Genomic DNA, 15,386 nt, shown 5'->3' with positions numbered 1-15,386 from the left:
CGTCGAAGCGAACCTGAAGACTGGCCACATGACGTTTGCATCGCGGCACATCAGCATCGCCATCAACCGCCCCGTTGGGGAGGTCTACGAGTTCGCCGCCAAACCCGAGAACCTGCCGCAATGGGCCGCCGGACTCAGCTCCTCCATCGGTGTGGTCGACGAGGCCTGGGTCGCCGAGACTGACAACGGACCGGTGCGGGTCACGTTTACCGAGCGCAATGAGTTCGGCGTGCTGGACCATTACGTGACCTTGCCGTCGGGCGAATCTGTCTACAACCCGCTGCGTGTGCTCGGCAACGGCGACGGGACGGAGGTGGTGTTCACCCTGTACCACCGTGATGGCATGGACGAGGCGGCGTTCGAAGCCGATGCCGCCGCCGTGGACCGGGACCTGCACACGCTTAAGAGACTGCTCGAGGCCTAAACCGGCCCTCCGCCGTCGTGATTTTTCCCCGCCGCAGCGGGCCAGCGGACGTAAACTGAAAGCGCTGGTTCTGACGTCAGATGCGCCCCTACCAACAGCCGAGTTGCTACTCGACGAAGTTTCGAAACTCACTTGTATGGGAGGAGAAATGACGACCGCATCACCGCACGCCCATCACGCACACGTCTCCCGCGGAAACGTGCGTAATGCCGCGATGACTTCGGGAATTGTTCTCTTTGTGATCGGTGTCCTGGGCTTCATTCCCGGCATCACCATGGACTACGGAGAAATGGCTTTCGCCAGCGGCTCCGGCGCCATGTTGATCAACGCGTTCCAAGTGTCCATGCTGCTCAACATCGTCTATTTGGTGGTAGGCGTGGTGGGCTACATCATGAGCCGCACCGCCAGTGGTGCCCGGGACTTCCTCATGGGAGCGGGCATCCTGTACTTGGTGATGTGGCTGTACGGCCTGATTGTCGGCCCCGGTGAATCCGCGGCCAACTTCCTGTCCACCAATACAGCCACCAACTGGCTCAACTTCGTCCTTGGCGCCGTGATGCTGGCCCTGGCCATCGCCTACATGGTGCGCCATCGGGACGAGGCGCGCGAAACACGCTAAATACAGCCGTCCCGCCGGGTTTTCGGCGGGACGGTTCGCTTCCAGACCCCCAGTCGAAATGACTGGGGTTCGCTGGCTTCCGGGACCGTCGGATACTGGCCCCGTGATACTCATGATCCTGTGCGGCCTGCTGGTGGCCGCCGGACTGGCTGCTGTGGCCTTCCGGGGCGGGGAGCGCTTCCGGCCTCCGTCGGGCCATGACGCGGGCCTACGGCGGGACGACGGCGGGACCCACGGGAAGGGCGACGGCGCCGAGCTGGAAGACGGCACCCGCGGGAACGACGACGGCGCCCTCGTGCTGGACGGCGGCACAGTCGTGGACGACGACGGCGGTGTGCTCGTACTGGACGGCGGCAGTGCGCTCAACAGCGACGGCGCCCTGGTGATCGAAGGCGGTACCCGCGGGAACGATGACGGTGCGCTCGTGCTTGAAGGCGACCCTCACGTGGACGACGACGGCGCCCTCGTTCTCGGCCGCGGCACCCACGGGAACGGCCACCGAGCGTTCGTCCTCGACGGCGGCACCACCAGGAACGACGACGGAGCGCTTCTGCGCGGCGGCAGTTCCCTGCCAAATGGCGGCGGTGCACTCCTGGCGCACGTTGCGCGCCGGGTGTTGTGGTGGGCGACGGTAATGCTGGTCGGCGGCGGGGTGGCCGGGCTGTGCATGGCGGGCGCCGGCGGCCGGTTGATCATGCGCCTGCTGGCGGTGACGTCGCCGGAAGACGACGGAAGGCTGACCGATAACAACCAAACCATCGGGGAGATCAGCCTGGAAGGGACGGCCGGCTTCGTCTTGTTCGGCGTTGCCATCGGCTGCGGGACTGCGCTCCTTTACGGCTTGGTGCGGCGGTGGCTGCCGGCCGGCCGAACTGGTGGGGCGGCTTTCGGGCTGCTGTTGTTGCTGGGACTCGGCACCGTGTTTGGCCCGTTGCAGCCGGACAGCCGGGACTTTCAGGTGGTGGGCCCGGGCTGGCTCTCGATCGCGGCCTTCTCCGCGCTGGCCATTGCCCACGGCATGCTCCTCGCGGTGGCCACCGCCTGGCTGTCCCGTCGCGTCCCGCTGCTTCGCACGGCCAAGGACGTGCAGTGGTACCTACCGCTGCTGCTCCTAGCGGTCCCCCTAAGCGGTGCCAGCGTGGTGGTCGCGGCCTGGATCGTTGCCGCCATCGGCGTGGGCTGGGTACTGGCGGCTCTCAGGTTGCAGTACTTCGCAGGCCGGCCGGCTGGGCTGCATGCGGAATCGGGGTCGCGGCGAGAACTGTGGCAGCGGCGGGTAATGCTGGGCGGACGCGTTGCTTTGGTCGTGTTGGCTGTAGCCTGCGCGCCCGGTTTCGTCATCTCCATGGCCACCATCCTGGCGGCCGACGGCGGGTAGCCCACTGACGACGTCGGCGGAGCAGCTTACGGAATCTTGCCGCGTCCCTTAAACAGCACCACCCCCGCCGAATGGGGAAACGGCGGGGGCGGTGCTGGCCGGCACGGAATGCCGGCGGCAGGACAGCCCGCCGAACGGAGACGGCGGGCGGACCGGGCTTGGGGTTCTAAGCGGCGACGTCCTGCGGAGTGCGGATGGTGGCGAAGCCTTGTGCCCACAGCACGAGCTGGTCGATCATCGGAGCCAGCGTTCCGGCATTCTGCTCGGTCGGCTTGAACTCGGAGAAGTTCTCGAAGTCGGTGAACAGCGAGAACATCACCTGGTTGCGGACCACGGCCACCTGCAGCTCGGCCAGCATATTTCGCAGGTGTTCGGCAGCACGGACGCCGCCCATCGAGCCGTAGGAAACGATGCCGGCAGCCTTGTTGTTGAACTCAACGTTCAAGTAGGACAGCGCGTTGGCCAGTGCGGATGAGACCGTGTGGTTGTATTCGTTGGCCACGAAGATGTAGCCGTCAAACTCGCTGATCTTGGCCGACCAGGCCTTGGTGTGGTCGGCCTGGTAGTTCTGGTACGCGGCCGGGTAGGCCTCGTCCAGCAACGGCAGGTCAAAGTCGGCGATGTCGACGACCTCAAAGGTGGCGTCCGTCCGAGCGGCCAGTTCGGCGGCGACCCAGTTGGCGACGGAGTCATTGACCCGGCCCGGGCGCGTGCTGCCGGTGATGATGGCGATCTTGGGGAGAACGGCGACGGCGTCGCTGCCAGCGGCCTCGAGCGGCTGGGCGACGGTTGCATCCGTACGGGGCTCGGCCGCGGTGGCCGCAGGGTTGGCGGCAGACCGGCGGGCGCTGGACTTGCTGAAAAGATTCTTAAACCAGGACATTGCAGCCTTCGATTGATTGCTTGAGCTTTCAACTATCCTAGCGGTGCGGATAATGACATGTCAACAAAGGAGCCGGGCCGCCGGTTCCGAGGCGGCGCGGGCGGAATTCCGGGCCGGAGCCGGCTTATCTCCGCCGTCAAAGGGCCGGCTGGCTCCGGGCGGCCCTGTCCCCATCACGGAGCGAGCGAACTGCCGGGCGGGCGGACGTGTTCGAAGATGACGGTGGTATTGGTGCCGGCCACCTCCGGGCGGACGCTGAGGTTGTTCGCGACCAGGTCGCGCAGCGCGTTGGAGTCCGCCACAGCTACATGGATCAGGAAGTCGCGGTCGCCGGTCACGAAGAAGATCCCCTCTACCGCCGGCAGGCCTGACAGAAAGTCCTTAAACTCGCTCAGGTTCGACCGCGCGTGCGCCTGCAGGCGGATGGAGATCAGCGCCTGCAGGCCGCGCCCCACGGCCGCAGGGTCCACATCGGCATGGAAGCCGCGGATCACCCCGCGCTCGCGCAGGGAGCGGATCCGGCTCAAGCACGTCGAGGGGGCAATGCCGGCGGCCGCCGCGATCGCGTTATTGGGGGTTCGGGCGTCGGCTTGGAGCATCTCGACGATCAACCGGTCGATGCGGTCCAGCCCCGACCCCGCGGGAGCCCCGAACGGACGTCGAAGATCATTCGATTCGGCCATGTGATCGCCACCACTTCCTGAACTTATTGTCACCGTGCCTCACTCTTCCAGAATCATCTCCTAATCGCTTGAGAAACGGGTAAACATTCTTCAGGATAGGTGCCGAGAGCAGAGTCGACCCGAGGAGCATACGATGTACTCTCGTGCACACGCCCCGAGCACCGCCGTCGTCGTGGGTGCCGGCATGGTGGGCCTGGCCACCGCTTGGCATCTGCAGGAACGCGGCGTGGAAGTCACCGTACTGGACCGATCGGGCGTCGCCGCTGGCGCCTCTTGGGGCAATGCCGGCTGGCTCACGCCCGGTATGGCCATGCCATTGTCGGACCCGACCGTCTGGACCTACGGGCCCAAGGCGCTGATGGACCCGACGGCGCCGCTGCACATTCCGGCCCGCTTGGACCCGCAGCTCTGGAAGTTCCTGGCCCGCTTCGCGCTGCACGGCACGCAGAAGGCTTGGGACCGGACCATGGCTGCGCTGACGCCTATCGACAAGATGGCGCTGGAGAGCTTCGATGAACTAACCGATAACGGCGTCGAATCGTGGACCCGCAAGGGACCCTTCATCGTCGGTTTCGAGGAGGAGAAGGAAAGCCGCCACTTTGTCCACGAGCTGGCCAGCGTGGAGAAGGCCGGCCAGTCCGTCCCGCTGAATCGCCTGGACAACCCCCAGGCCAAGGTGCCGCAGCTGTCCGCGGGCGTCTCCACGGTGTTCGAGCTCGAAGGCCAGCGGTTCCTTGAGCCCGGCCCGTTCGTGGAGGCCCTCGCTGCCTCCGTGGTGGCACGCGGCGGGCAGATCATTTCCGGCGCCGAGGTCCGCTCCCTGCGCCACGGCCCCACCGGGATCTCGGTGGAGACCTACGCTCAGGAGCCGTTCCACGCCGACGTCGTTGTCCTGGCCACCGGCGCCTGGCTGCCCGATCTCGCCAAGCCGCTGGGCGTTCGCACCATAGTGCAGGCCGGGCGGGGATACTCCTTCAGCGTGGCCACAGACCATCCGGCCGAGTTCCCTATCTACTTCCCGGCCCGCCGCGTCGCCTGCACTCCGTACCAGGGACGGCTGCGCATCGCCGGAACCATGGAGTTCCGCGGCCCGGACGAACCGCTGCAGACCGGGCGGATCGACGCCATCCTCGCCGCCGTGCGGCCGTTGTTCACCAACATGGACCTGGAGAACCTCGAGGACATCTGGGTTGGCCCCCGCCCGGTCACGCCCGACGGGCTGCCGCTCATCGGCGCCACCCGCTCCCCCGGCGTGTACGTGGCCGGCGGTCACGGCATGTGGGGCATCGTGCTGGGCCCGGCGACCGGCAAGCTGCTGGCCGAACAGATTGTCACCGGCCGGGTGCCCGAGGCGATCCGGCCGTTCGACCCGCTGCGCTGACGACCCCCTGACAGCTCATAGGGGCGGGACTATCATGGGCGGCATTCGGGGGGCGCAGCGCCCCTCAAGGAAAGAAGGCTGCCATGGAATCACTCACGGTGCCGGATCTGGATTCGCGGACGATGGAAGGACTCCGGATCCTCGCCGATACGCACCATCGCTCACCCGAAGCTGAAGCCCGGGCGATCCTTGTCCAAGCAGTCCGTGGGCTGGGCGAGGCCGACGAACTCCTGGCCTCGATCGTCGGCGACGACGATTCAGCAAAGGACGGGAAACGCCGGACCGGCCCGCAGTAGGTGGGCTGCCGCGCCGGATCCGGCTGGCAGTAGGCGTGCCGCCGCGCCGGACTGCCTGGCAGTAGGCGTGGCGCCCGGCACCGCCGCCGGCGGTTTGGCCCGCGCCGCCGCGCGCCGCCGTCGTCGTTGGTTAAACAGCGCTGCCCCGCACCGAAAACGGTACGGGGCAGCGGAGCGTGCAGGAAATCAGCCGCCGAAGAGCGGCGAGATGGAGTTCCACAGCTGGTAGACACCGAGGACCACGAACAGCAGGGCGCAGAAGCCCAGCGCGATGTTCGTGTGCAGGCGGTTGGCCCATTCCTTCGGGATCCGCTTGCCATTGAGCAAGCCCAGCAGCGTCAGTGCCAGGAACGGCATGAACAACGAGCCCAAGGCGCCGTACAGCAGGATCAGCGCGATCGGCTTGCCCAGCATGAACAGCAGCATGGGCGGGAACGTCAGCCAGAGGACGTAGAACTTGAAGTACTTGCCGCCCACGCGGGTGTCCGGGTGGCCGGACTCCTTCTTGCGCATGTTGCCCCAGAAGTCGGCGAACATCAGGGACACGCCGTTCCAGACGCCGATGATGGAGGAGAACGACGCGGCCCAGAAACCGACCAGGAAGCCGGTGCCGACCACGTCTCCGTACTCATCCTTGAGTACCTCGTACAGATCCAGCAGTCCTTCGTCGCCGGCGCTCAGGGAAACGCCCGCGGTGCGGACCACCTCGGCGCCGACAATCAGCATGGCGATCACGAAGATGCCGGTCATGACGTAGGCCACGGAGTTGTCGATCCGCATCACGCGCATCCACTTGGGCGTGTGCCAGCCCTTCTCGCGCAGCCAGTAGCCGTAGGCCGCCAGCGTGATGGTGCCGCCCACGCCGCCCGCCAGCGCAAGGGTGTAGAACACCGCGCCCTCTTCCTGCGGGATCATCGGCACCAGGCCGCCGATCATCTCCGGAATGTTGGGCACGGCGATGATGGCCAGCCCGACCACGGTGACGAACATCAGCCCGACGAACACGGCGGTGATCTTCTCGAAGGTGGCGTACTTGCCGAACCAGACCATGACAAATCCGGCCAGGCCCATCATGATCGCCCAGGCCCAGAGCGGCAGCACCGGGAACATCGCGGCCAACGGCAGCGCTGCCGATGACATGGCCGTGGCACCGTAGACGAAGCCCCAAATCATGATGTACGGACCGAAGTACCAGGTGGTCCAGCGGCCCAGCGAGCGCCAGCCCTCGAAGATCGTCTTGCCGGTGGCCAGGGAGAACCGTCCGGCGCCTTCGACCAGGATGATCTTCAGGATGACGCCGACGATCACCGCCCAGAACAGCCCGTAGCCGTAGCGGGACCCGGCGACCAGGGTGGCCACCATGTCCGCGGCGCCGACGCCTGTGGCGGCGACAACGAGACCGGGACCAACGATCTTCCACTTGGCGGGAGCGCCGCCGTCGTTATCCACCCGGGCGGCGGCATCGAGCGTGCCCGGGGCATTGTTCTCAGTGGCCATGAGCCATGTATTCCTTACCGTGATGGGGCTTGTCCGCAGAAAAACGGGCGGCAAGAGTGCCGCCCGTCACCGGACCCCGTCTAGTTTCTCACGCGTTCCGAACGCCCGGTCGGTAAATAGCCGAAGGGGCCACTTGCGGGACCGTTCGGCGCAGCACGGGCACCCTTCGGCGGGGAAGTCGCCCGCGAGTGTGTCCGTTCGCATAGGCCATCCGGCTGGTCACAGGGGTCGGTGCCCGCGTGTGCTCCCGCCGGCGGGCTGCCGCATGCCCGACCGCGTACCGGTCGACGCCGGTGCCTGGCCTTCCACCACGCGGGTCTTCCCGCCCCCGCGACGTAGGCCTGCACCGCGGCGCGCACGACCTAGCGGTCCCGGGCCGGCGCCCAGGGGTCGCAGGCTTCTACCGCCAGCCGCCGGTACCCCTCGGCATTGCCGGACACCACGGTCAGGCAATGCCGGGAGGCCGTTGCGGCGATCAGCGACTCGACGGCCGGCACGTCCTGGATGGCCAGCGGCGCCCATGCCTCGGCCACCTGCTGATCCACCGGCAGGATAAAAGCCGAGAACCGCGCGGTCAGCGCGGCCAGCCACGCGTCGGCCTGCCCGGTCAGCGCCTCGTCCTGGGTGCTCAGCGCGCGCAACTCCCCCAGCGTCAGTGCGGAAATGTAGACCCGGGAGCGGCGGCGCCGCTGCAGGAAGTCGACGACGGCGGGGTCCGGGCTTTCGCGCCTGAGCTCGACCACGACGTCGGTGTCCAACAGCAGCCCACGGGCGCGCCGCGGTATGGAAGCCGCGGCAGGCGCCTGCGCATTGGCCGTCGGCGCGGCCCCGGTCCGCGTGCGTCCAGGGGCCGTAGGCGCGGGCCCGGTCCACGTGCTTCCGGGGGTATTCGCGGTGGGCGCGGTCCGCGTGGTCATTGTGCCGCGGAGATGTCGCTCTGCTGCCCGCGGGCTTGCCGCCCGGCATCCAGCAGGAAGTCCACGAAGGCCTCCCGCGCTGCGGAGACCTGGTCATAGTCGGCCAGGCTCAAGACCTGGAGTTGCGGGGAGTAAGGGATGTCCATGGCAGCCGGCGCCGGGCGCCGCGTCCTTTCGCGTGCTCTTGCCCGCACCGGTAGCCAAGGGCTGATGCGGGCCGCTTCGTCATCCGAACCACCCAACGAGCGTGGGGTTGGTATGTGGCCAAGTCGGAGCTTGGCGGCCACAGTTCTTGAAGCTTTTGGAAGTATAGCCAGTTCGGCCACCGGGCCGTTGGAGATCGCGGTCACATCGCGTAACAGGCACCGAGGGCCGGGCGGCCGTGCCCCTTTCGCGAAAATGTCGGTGCCGGGCGGTAGACCTTTAAGTGCCGGCAGGCGCCGGCTGGCGGCGGGTTATCGTTGGGGGGACCCGCCGCCGGCCGGGTTGGCACCTGCGCACCTGCTTGAAGGAGGCACCGTGTTTCTGCTCGACTCCGACGTCGACGGGGCTGACCGCGATCTGATCTACACAGCCAGCGACCTCGTCATCGCCGCGCAGTGCGAGTACCAACTGCTGCGCAAGCTGGACGAGAAGCTGGGGCGCTCCCCCGTGGCGGATTTTGGCGGCGACGAGATGCTCGAGCGCACGGCGGAGTTGGGCGATCTGCACGAACACCGGGTACTGCAGCACTTCCGCGACACCTTCGGCGCCGGCGTCGTGGAGATCGCCGAGACCCGTAGCTACACCCGGAAGGACTTGCAGGCCAAGCACGCCGAGTCGATCGCGGCGCTGCGCTCCGGCGCAGACGTGGTGTTCCAGGCGTCCTTCTTCGACGGCCGGTTCCATGGACGTTCGGATTTCCTGGTTAAAACCCATGACGACGGCGGAGCTGCCGCCTACGCGGTCTATGACACCAAACTCGCCCGCCACGCCAAGGTCACGGCGCTGCTGCAGTTGGCCGCGTACGGCGACCAACTCCTCCAAGCCGGCATAACCGCGGCTCCCACCGTGACGCTGGTGCTGGGCGACCGGCGGCACAGCGACCACAGCCTCACCGACCTGCTGCCGGTCTTCCGCGAGCGCCGGGCCAGGTTCCTGGACCTGGTCGCCATGCACCGCGAACAGCCGGAGCCGGTCCGTTGGGGAGACGAAAGAGTCGGCGCCTGCGGCCGCTGCAACTACTGTTCCGAACAGGTTGAGCTACACCGGGACCTGCTGCTGGTGGCGAAAATGAGCACGCTGCGCCGCCGCAAACTCCGCGCGGCAGGAATCTTCACCATCGACCAGTTGGCCGCCCTGGAACTTCCCGCTGGCGAAGCGCCCGACGGTTCGCTGGCCCGGCTCCGCGATCAGGCGCGGATGCAGACCGGCTCCATCGAGCCGGACGGCCGGGTGACTTACCGGAAGGACGGCGGAGAACACGAGGTTTCGTACCGCGTGCTGGAGCAGCACACGCTGTCGCGCCTGCCTGCGCCCAACCCCGGCGACATCTTCTTCGACTTCGAGGGCGACCCGCTCTGGCAGGACGAGAACGGCGTGTGGGGCCTGGAGTACCTTTTCGGCGTGGTCGAGAATCCGCCGGCTGCCGGCGCGGCCCCGCCGTTCAAACCCTTCTGGGCGCACAGCCGCTCAGGCGAACGGCAGGCGCTGGCGGACTTCCTGGATTATGTCGCCGATCGGCGACGCCAGTATCCGGGGATGCACATCTACCACTACGCCAACTACGAGAAGGCCGCGTTGCGCCGGCTGTCGCTGCAGCACCTGGTGGGCGAGGAAGCCGTGGATGACCTGCTGCGCGAGGGCATCCTGGTGGACCTGTACGACACGGTCCGGCACAGCCTGCGGATCTCGGAAAACTCCTACAGCATCAAGAAGCTCGAGCCCTTGTATATGGGCGACAACCTGCGCTCCGGCGATGTCAAAGACGCCGGAGCCTCGGTGGTCGCGTACGCCCGCTATTGTGCGGCCAGGGACGCCGGCAACGACGCCGAGGCGGACACGGTCCTGAAAAGCATTGCCGACTACAACGAATACGACTGCCTCTCCACGTTGGAACTGCGCAACTGGCTTCTGCGGCTGGCGGCCGAGCGCGGCGTCGTGCCGGGGCGCATGGTTGCCCCCGCGGTGGTTGCTGCATCCTCGGTGAGTGGGACGTCGGCTGCTGAGGAGGAGCCGTTGCCGCCAGAGGAGCGGCGGCTGCAGGACTACGTCGCGGCTGCCGCCGAAAGTGCCGCCCGTCGGAACCAAACGCTGTCCGCCGATGAACAGGCCGTCGCCATGGTCGCTGCCGCGGTCGGCTACCACCGGCGGGAAGACAAGCAGTACTGGTGGGCGCATTTCGACCGGCTCGATGCCCCGGTTGAGGACTGGGCGGATACCCGCGACGTCTTCACCGTGGATTCGGCCCGCGTGGTTTCGGAGTGGGAGAGGCCGACGTCGCGCAGCAACCCGGTCCGCGTGCTGCGGCTCACCGGCCGGCTGGCCCCGGGATCCACCATCAAGGAAGGCAGCCTGCTCTGCCGGCTCTACGACCAGCCCTTCCCGGCGTTTCTCTGCGACCAGAACGACGGCGTCAATCACCGTGCGTTCTGCTTCGGCGCCGAAGTGCTGGAACTGGGTGCGGACGGCGAAAAGGACACGCTTCTGGTGAAGGAGCGGCTGCCGCGCGGTGCCGACGAGTACATTGAGCCCCCGGTGGCGCTCACGCCGGACCAGCCGCTGCGCACCACCTCCATCCGCCAGGCCCTCGCGGACCTCGCCGCCGCGGTCGCCGGCACGCTGCCCGGCTTCCCCGCCGAACCGGCGCTGGACCTGCTGCGCCGACGCCCGCCGCGACTGGCCACCCTGCCACGGCTGCCCGAGGTCCAGGACCATCCGGACGGCTATGTTGACGCGATCACTGCCGCCGTCGCAGATCTCCACGATTCCTACCTGGCGGTCCAAGGGCCGCCGGGTACCGGCAAGACGTACGTCGGTTCGCACGCCGTGGCCAGGTTGGTGGCCCGGGGCTGGAAGGTCGGCGTCGTCGGCCAGTCACATGCCGTGGTGGACAACATGCTGCGCGCCGCCATCGAAAAGGCCGGAGTGCCGCCGGAAGTCGTTGCCAAGAAACCCAACGGTGACCATGATCTTCCCTGGCCCAACCGGAGTAATCACGATGTGGCACGGCTGCTCGCGTCCCCCGGAGGCGCGCTGGTCGGCGGCACGGCATGGACCATGACAGGCTTTGCTGTCCCGCCGAAGTCGCTAAACCTGCTGGTCATCGACGAAGCCGGCCAGTTCTCGCTGGCGAACACCCTGGCGGTTTCCCGTGCCGCCAAGCGCCTGCTGCTGTTGGGCGATCCGCAGCAACTGCCCCAGGTGACCCAGGGCACGCATCCCGAACCGGTCGACGAGTCGGCACTCGGGTGGCTCTCTGACGGCCACGCCACGCTGCCGCCGGAGCTGGGCTATTTCCTCGCCCTGAGCTGGCGCATGCACCCGGACCTATGCCGGGCCGTCTCGGTCCTGGCTTACGAGGGCCGGCTCAAGTCGGCGCCGGCCGCCGCCCTGCGGCAGCTGGAAGGAGCTCCGCCCGGGGTGCAATGCGTTTACGTGGACCACCACGGCAACGCGACATCGTCGCCCGAAGAAGCCGCCGAAGTACTGGCCCAGGTCCGCCGGCATCTGGGCCTGCCCTGGCGCGAAGACGGCACGGCCCGCCCCCGCACCTTGGTCGGATCGGACATTCTCGTGGTCGCACCCTACAACGCCCAGGTGCAGCTGATCCGTTCCGTGCTGGACGGCGCCGGACTGGCGGAGGTCCGGGTGGGCACGGTCGACAAGTTCCAAGGCCAGGAAGCGCCGGTCGTGATCGTGTCCACCGCCGTGTCCGCCGCGGCAGAGGCGCCGCGCGGCATGGAATTCGTGCTGAACCGGAACCGCAACAACGTCGCCGTGTCGCGCGGACAATGGCGGGCCGTCATCGTGCGCTCGCGCGCCCTGACCGATTACTTGCCCGCCCGGCCCGCCGGTCTGGAGGAGCTCGGGGCCTTCGCGGGGCTCTGCGGCTGCCCGGATGAGCCTCGCTTAAGCTCCTAGCGATGGTCCGGCTACAGTGCCGGCCGCAGACATGTTTGAATGTGAAGAGGCAGCCCCGCGGGCCACCCCGGCCCGCGCCGGGCGGAAGTGTGCACTGAGTAGTTTCCCGCACAGTAATTCCGACGAGAGGAAGAACATGAGCAAGTACGAACTGCCCCAGCTCGACTACGATTACGCGGCCCTGGAGCCGCATATCTCGGCGAGGATCATGGAGCTGCACCACTCCAAGCACCACGCCACCTACGTGGCCGGCGCGAACACCGCGCTGGAGCAGCTGGCCGAGGCCCGCTCGAAGGGCGAATTCGGCAACGTGCCGAAGCTGTCCAAGGACCTGGCCTTCCACCTGGGCGGCCACACCAACCACTCGATCTTCTGGAAGAACCTCTCCCCGGAAGGCGGCGACAAGCCCACCGGCGAGCTGGCCTCCGCCATCGATGAGTACTTCGGCTCGTTCGACGCGTTCCGCGGCCACTTTGGCGCCGCAGCCCTGAGCCTGCAGGGCTCGGGCTGGGCCGTGCTGGCCTACGAGCCCCTGGGCGGCAATCTGGTCATCGAGCAGCTCTACGACCAGCAGGGCAACATCCCGGTGGGCACCATCCCGCTGCTCATGCTGGACATGTGGGAGCACGCCTTCTACCTTGACTACGTCAACGTCAAGGCCGATTACGTCAAGGCGTTCTGGAACATCGTCAACTGGGCCGACGTCGCCGCCCGCTTCGATGCCGCCCGCGCCGGCGCCTCCGCGCTGATCACCCCGGCCAAGTAACACCGGCCGGCCGAGCTCCAGGCACGGAGCTTGACCCAGGCACCGCCGTTGCGCCGGACAACCGGCCTAACGGCGGTGCCTCGGCTTTAAAGCCCCGGCGAGGCACCGCGAGTGCAGCCCATGCCTGGGTTGGGACACAGATCCGGAACGCTTATAGCCACGGCAAAGGCCCGGTTTGGGTGGTTGTGCTGCGCTGGTGCGCGTCGCTAAACCACCCCCGACCGGGCCTTCGTCATGCTCAGCGGTGGAAGTTCATTCAGTGACCGACGCTGGCGAGGATCTCCTCAAAGCTTTTTGATTCGACGCCGCCCCGGCCGCGCTCGGTTACCGGAGCGCCCTCCACCAGGTCGACCAGTTCTGCGGCCGCCCGATCCGAGCGCTCGGACAGCCCGCCGGTTCCGGCCTCGCCGGCACCCCAGTCCTCCGGTGCGGCGAAGACTGTTGTCTGCACCGTGCGGGCCCTGAGGTAGCTGAACAGCGGACGGACGGCATAGTCCAGCGCCAGCGAGTGGCGGGCGCTGCCGCCGGTGGCGCCCATCAGCACCGGCTTGCCGGCGAGCGCGCGCGGCTCGACCACATCGAAGAAGGACTTGAACAGCCCGCTGTAGGAGGCGCTGAAGACCGGGGTCACCACGATCAGCGCATCCGCTGCCACCGTTGCCTTGAGCACTTCGTCCAGCTTCGGCGCGGCGTAGCCTGTCACCATGTTGTTGGCGATATCAACAGCGTAATCACGCAGTTCCACCATTCGGACCTCGGCCTCGACGCCCTTCAGGCGGAACTGGTCCACGGCAGAGGCAGCCAGTTGGTCGGCCAGCATCCGGCTGGAGGACGGTACGCCGAGTCCGGCGGATATAACAACGATCTTGCGCTCTGACACTGAGGCCCTCCTTGTTTCTTCATGCAATCGCATCTACATGGGCCAACCAAGGCATCGCCGAGATTATTCCGGAACGTGCCGACGGCGGACGGCGCGGTCGGCATGCCTGGCGCAGCGGGCGTCGTGCATCGGCAGGAAAATCCACGCGGCCCCACATCCGTTTCCACCGCCGAGCGTCTGCTCGCCCCACTTGTTGAGGGCATTGCCGGCCACAAGAGTTGCGGGACTGCAGGGGCAAGGGGCCCCGACCCTAGCCAGCCCCCGGCCGAGAGGGCTACCGTGGCACCCACCACCCTTGACTCCGGATCAGAGAGAATCCCCATGAGCAGCAATCGAGCAGTGGCTTACAAGGAACCCGGCAAGGTCGAAGTGATCGACATCGACTATCCGAGCTTCAAGCTCAAGGACGGGCCGGGCGTCCACCCCGACAACGTGGGCCGGCAGGTATCGCACGGAGCGATCCTGCGCACCGTTGCCACGAACATCTGCGGCTCCGACCAGCACATGGTCCGGGGCCGCACTACTGCCCCGAAGAACCTGGTCCTGGGCCATGAGATCACCGGCGAAGTCGTGGAAGTTGGCTCCGACGTGGAGTTCATCAAGGTCGGCGACATTGTCTCCGTCCCCTTCAACATCGCGTGCGGACGCTGCCGGAACTGCAAGGAGCGGAAGACCGGCATCTGCCTGAACGTGAATCCGGAGCGCCCGGGCAGCGCCTACGGCTACGTGGACATGGGCGGCTGGGTGGGCGGCCAGGCGGAGTACGTGCTGGCGCCCTACGCCGACTGGAACCTGCTGAAGTTCCCGGACAAGGACCAGGCGCTGGAGAAGATCATGGACCTGACCATGCTCTCCGACATCTTCCCCACCGGCTTCCATGGCGCCGTCACCGCCGGCGTCGGGGTCGGCTCCACGGTGTACATTGCCGGAGCCGGACCCGTCGGGCTAGCCGCCGCCGCCAGTGCGCAGTTGCTGGGCGCCGCCGTCGTGATTGTCGGGGACATGAACGAGGGCCGCCTCGCCCAGGCCCGCAGCTTCGGCTGCGAGACCGTGGACGTCTCCCAAGGCCATCCGAAGGACCAGATCGAGCAGCTTCTGGGCGTGCCGGAGGTGGACTGCGGCGTGGACGCGGTGGGTTTCGAGGCCCGCGGGCACGGCAAGGACGCCCAGGAAGCGCCGGCCACCGTACTGAACTCACTGATGGAGGTCACGGCGGCCGGCGGTGCGCTGGGCATCCCGGGGTTGTACGTCACCGGCGACCCGGGCGGGATCGATGAGGCCGCGCAGAAGGGCTCGCTCTCGCTTTCGCTGGGCACCGGCTGGGCCAAGTCGCTCTCCTTCACCACCGGACAGTGTCCGGTGATGAAGTACAACCGCGCCCTGATGATGGCCATCCTGCATGACAGGGTGCAGATCGCGAAGGCCGTGAACGCCACGGCCATCCCCTTGGAGGACGCGCCGAAGGGCTATGCGGAGTTCGACGCCGGTGCCGCCACCAAATATGTGCTCAATCCCAACGGTTACATCAGCTAGGCCGCAA

14 protein-coding genes and 1 riboswitch are annotated in these 15,386 nt (G+C 67.3%); of the genes, 8 read left to right on the top strand and 6 right to left on the bottom strand.

Going from position 1 to position 15,386, the window contains the following annotated elements; all coding sequences use genetic code 11:
• Positions 1–28 precede the first annotated feature (28 nt).
• From AC5RV3_RS12525 to AC5RV3_RS12515, 3 genes are all read left to right on the top strand, one after another.
• A complete protein-coding gene (locus AC5RV3_RS12525) occupies positions 29–424 on the top strand; it encodes an SRPBCC family protein (RefSeq protein WP_494122406.1) in 396 nt (131 codons plus the stop codon).
• A gap of 148 nt (positions 425–572) precedes the next feature.
• Positions 573–1,043: a DUF4383 domain-containing protein gene (locus AC5RV3_RS12520; RefSeq protein WP_494122405.1), complete on the top strand. Its 471-nt coding sequence runs from the start codon at positions 573–575 to the stop codon at positions 1,041–1,043.
• 103 nt (positions 1,044–1,146) lie between these two features.
• Complete coding sequence (locus tag AC5RV3_RS12515; protein ID WP_494122404.1) at positions 1,147–2,421, top strand: hypothetical protein; 1,275 nt, start codon at positions 1,147–1,149, stop codon at positions 2,419–2,421.
• A gap of 166 nt (positions 2,422–2,587) precedes the next feature.
• Here the strand turns inward: AC5RV3_RS12515 and AC5RV3_RS12510 are convergent, their stop codons facing one another.
• Together AC5RV3_RS12510 and AC5RV3_RS12505 are read right to left on the bottom strand one after the other, a co-directional pair.
• A complete protein-coding gene (locus AC5RV3_RS12510) occupies positions 2,588–3,304 on the bottom strand; it encodes an NADPH-dependent FMN reductase (protein ID WP_494122403.1) in 717 nt (238 codons plus the stop codon).
• A 173-nt stretch (positions 3,305–3,477) separates the two neighbouring features.
• Positions 3,478–3,987: an Lrp/AsnC family transcriptional regulator gene (locus AC5RV3_RS12505; protein ID WP_494122402.1), complete on the bottom strand. Its 510-nt coding sequence runs from the start codon at positions 3,985–3,987 to the stop codon at positions 3,478–3,480.
• 133 nt (positions 3,988–4,120) lie between these two features.
• On the opposite strand from AC5RV3_RS12505, the gene AC5RV3_RS12500 reads away from it, so the two are divergent.
• Both AC5RV3_RS12500 and AC5RV3_RS12495 read left to right on the top strand, forming a co-directional pair.
• Positions 4,121–5,368 (top strand): NAD(P)/FAD-dependent oxidoreductase, encoded by a 1,248-nt coding sequence (locus AC5RV3_RS12500; protein WP_494122401.1) that lies wholly within the window; start codon positions 4,121–4,123, stop codon positions 5,366–5,368.
• Between the two features lie 83 nt (positions 5,369–5,451).
• The gene (locus tag AC5RV3_RS12495) at positions 5,452–5,664 is read left to right on the top strand and encodes a FitA-like ribbon-helix-helix domain-containing protein (protein WP_494122400.1); all 213 of its coding nucleotides are present in this window, start codon (positions 5,452–5,454) and stop codon (positions 5,662–5,664) included.
• Between the two features lie 186 nt (positions 5,665–5,850).
• On the opposite strand, the gene AC5RV3_RS12490 is transcribed toward AC5RV3_RS12495, so the two are convergent.
• The 3 genes from AC5RV3_RS12490 to AC5RV3_RS12480 form a co-directional block, all read right to left on the bottom strand.
• On the bottom strand, positions 5,851–7,161 hold the full coding sequence (locus AC5RV3_RS12490; protein ID WP_494122399.1) for an Nramp family divalent metal transporter: 1,311 nt from the start codon (positions 7,159–7,161) through the stop codon (positions 5,851–5,853).
• Between the two features lie 362 nt (positions 7,162–7,523).
• Positions 7,524–8,078, bottom strand: coding sequence for a PIN domain-containing protein (locus tag AC5RV3_RS12485; RefSeq protein ID WP_494122398.1), 555 nt, complete (start codon positions 8,076–8,078; stop codon positions 7,524–7,526).
• A complete protein-coding gene (locus AC5RV3_RS12480) occupies positions 8,075–8,224 on the bottom strand; it encodes a hypothetical protein (RefSeq protein WP_494111583.1) in 150 nt (49 codons plus the stop codon). The genes AC5RV3_RS12485 and AC5RV3_RS12480 overlap by 4 nt, the downstream gene beginning before the upstream one ends.
• Positions 8,225–8,253: 29 nt before the next feature.
• A riboswitch (SAM riboswitch) is annotated at positions 8,254–8,376 on the bottom strand.
• A 221-nt stretch (positions 8,377–8,597) separates the two neighbouring features.
• On the opposite strand from AC5RV3_RS12480, the gene AC5RV3_RS12475 reads away from it, so the two are divergent.
• Complete coding sequence (locus AC5RV3_RS12475; RefSeq protein WP_494122397.1) at positions 8,598–12,200, top strand: TM0106 family RecB-like putative nuclease; 3,603 nt, start codon at positions 8,598–8,600, stop codon at positions 12,198–12,200.
• Between the two features lie 136 nt (positions 12,201–12,336).
• Positions 12,337–12,966, top strand: coding sequence for a superoxide dismutase (locus AC5RV3_RS12470; protein ID WP_493979557.1), 630 nt, complete (start codon positions 12,337–12,339; stop codon positions 12,964–12,966).
• Between the two features lie 256 nt (positions 12,967–13,222).
• Here the strand turns inward: AC5RV3_RS12470 and AC5RV3_RS12465 are convergent, their stop codons facing one another.
• Positions 13,223–13,846, bottom strand: a complete 624-nt coding sequence (locus tag AC5RV3_RS12465) for an FMN reductase (RefSeq protein WP_494109728.1) — start codon at positions 13,844–13,846, stop codon at positions 13,223–13,225.
• A 321-nt stretch (positions 13,847–14,167) separates the two neighbouring features.
• On the opposite strand from AC5RV3_RS12465, the gene fdhA reads away from it, so the two are divergent.
• Positions 14,168–15,379 (top strand): formaldehyde dehydrogenase, glutathione-independent, encoded by a 1,212-nt coding sequence (gene fdhA / locus AC5RV3_RS12460; RefSeq protein ID WP_494122396.1) that lies wholly within the window; start codon positions 14,168–14,170, stop codon positions 15,377–15,379.
• Positions 15,380–15,386: the final 7 nt, after the last annotated feature.

This window comes from Arthrobacter sp. Y3221114 (genome assembly GCF_059092625.1).
The sequence above is the reverse complement of the archived record's forward strand: the minus strand, read 5'-3'. Positions and strand labels throughout refer to the sequence as shown.

What these genes read in the sequence shown, in the direction of transcription:
- AC5RV3_RS12520 (WP_494122405.1), top strand. Translation starts at nt 573, where the DNA reads ATGACGACCGCATCACCGCACGCCCATCACGCACACGTCTCCCGCGGA.
- AC5RV3_RS12510 (WP_494122403.1), bottom strand. Translation starts at nt 3,304, where the DNA reads ATGTCCTGGTTTAAGAATCTTTTCAGCAAGTCCAGCGCCCGCCGGTCT.
- AC5RV3_RS12470 (WP_493979557.1), top strand. Translation starts at nt 12,337, where the DNA reads ATGAGCAAGTACGAACTGCCCCAGCTCGACTACGATTACGCGGCCCTG.
- AC5RV3_RS12505 (WP_494122402.1), bottom strand. Translation starts at nt 3,987, where the DNA reads ATGGCCGAATCGAATGATCTTCGACGTCCGTTCGGGGCTCCCGCGGGG.
- AC5RV3_RS12490 (WP_494122399.1), bottom strand. Translation starts at nt 7,161, where the DNA reads ATGGCCACTGAGAACAATGCCCCGGGCACGCTCGATGCCGCCGCCCGG.
- AC5RV3_RS12480 (WP_494111583.1), bottom strand. Translation starts at nt 8,224, where the DNA reads ATGGACATCCCTTACTCCCCGCAACTCCAGGTCTTGAGCCTGGCCGAC.
- AC5RV3_RS12495 (WP_494122400.1), top strand. Translation starts at nt 5,452, where the DNA reads ATGGAATCACTCACGGTGCCGGATCTGGATTCGCGGACGATGGAAGGA.
- AC5RV3_RS12485 (WP_494122398.1), bottom strand. Translation starts at nt 8,078, where the DNA reads ATGACCACGCGGACCGCGCCCACCGCGAATACCCCCGGAAGCACGTGG.
- AC5RV3_RS12500 (WP_494122401.1), top strand. Translation starts at nt 4,121, where the DNA reads ATGTACTCTCGTGCACACGCCCCGAGCACCGCCGTCGTCGTGGGTGCC.
- fdhA (WP_494122396.1), top strand. Translation starts at nt 14,168, where the DNA reads ATGAGCAGCAATCGAGCAGTGGCTTACAAGGAACCCGGCAAGGTCGAA.
- AC5RV3_RS12525 (WP_494122406.1), top strand. Translation starts at nt 29, where the DNA reads ATGACGTTTGCATCGCGGCACATCAGCATCGCCATCAACCGCCCCGTT.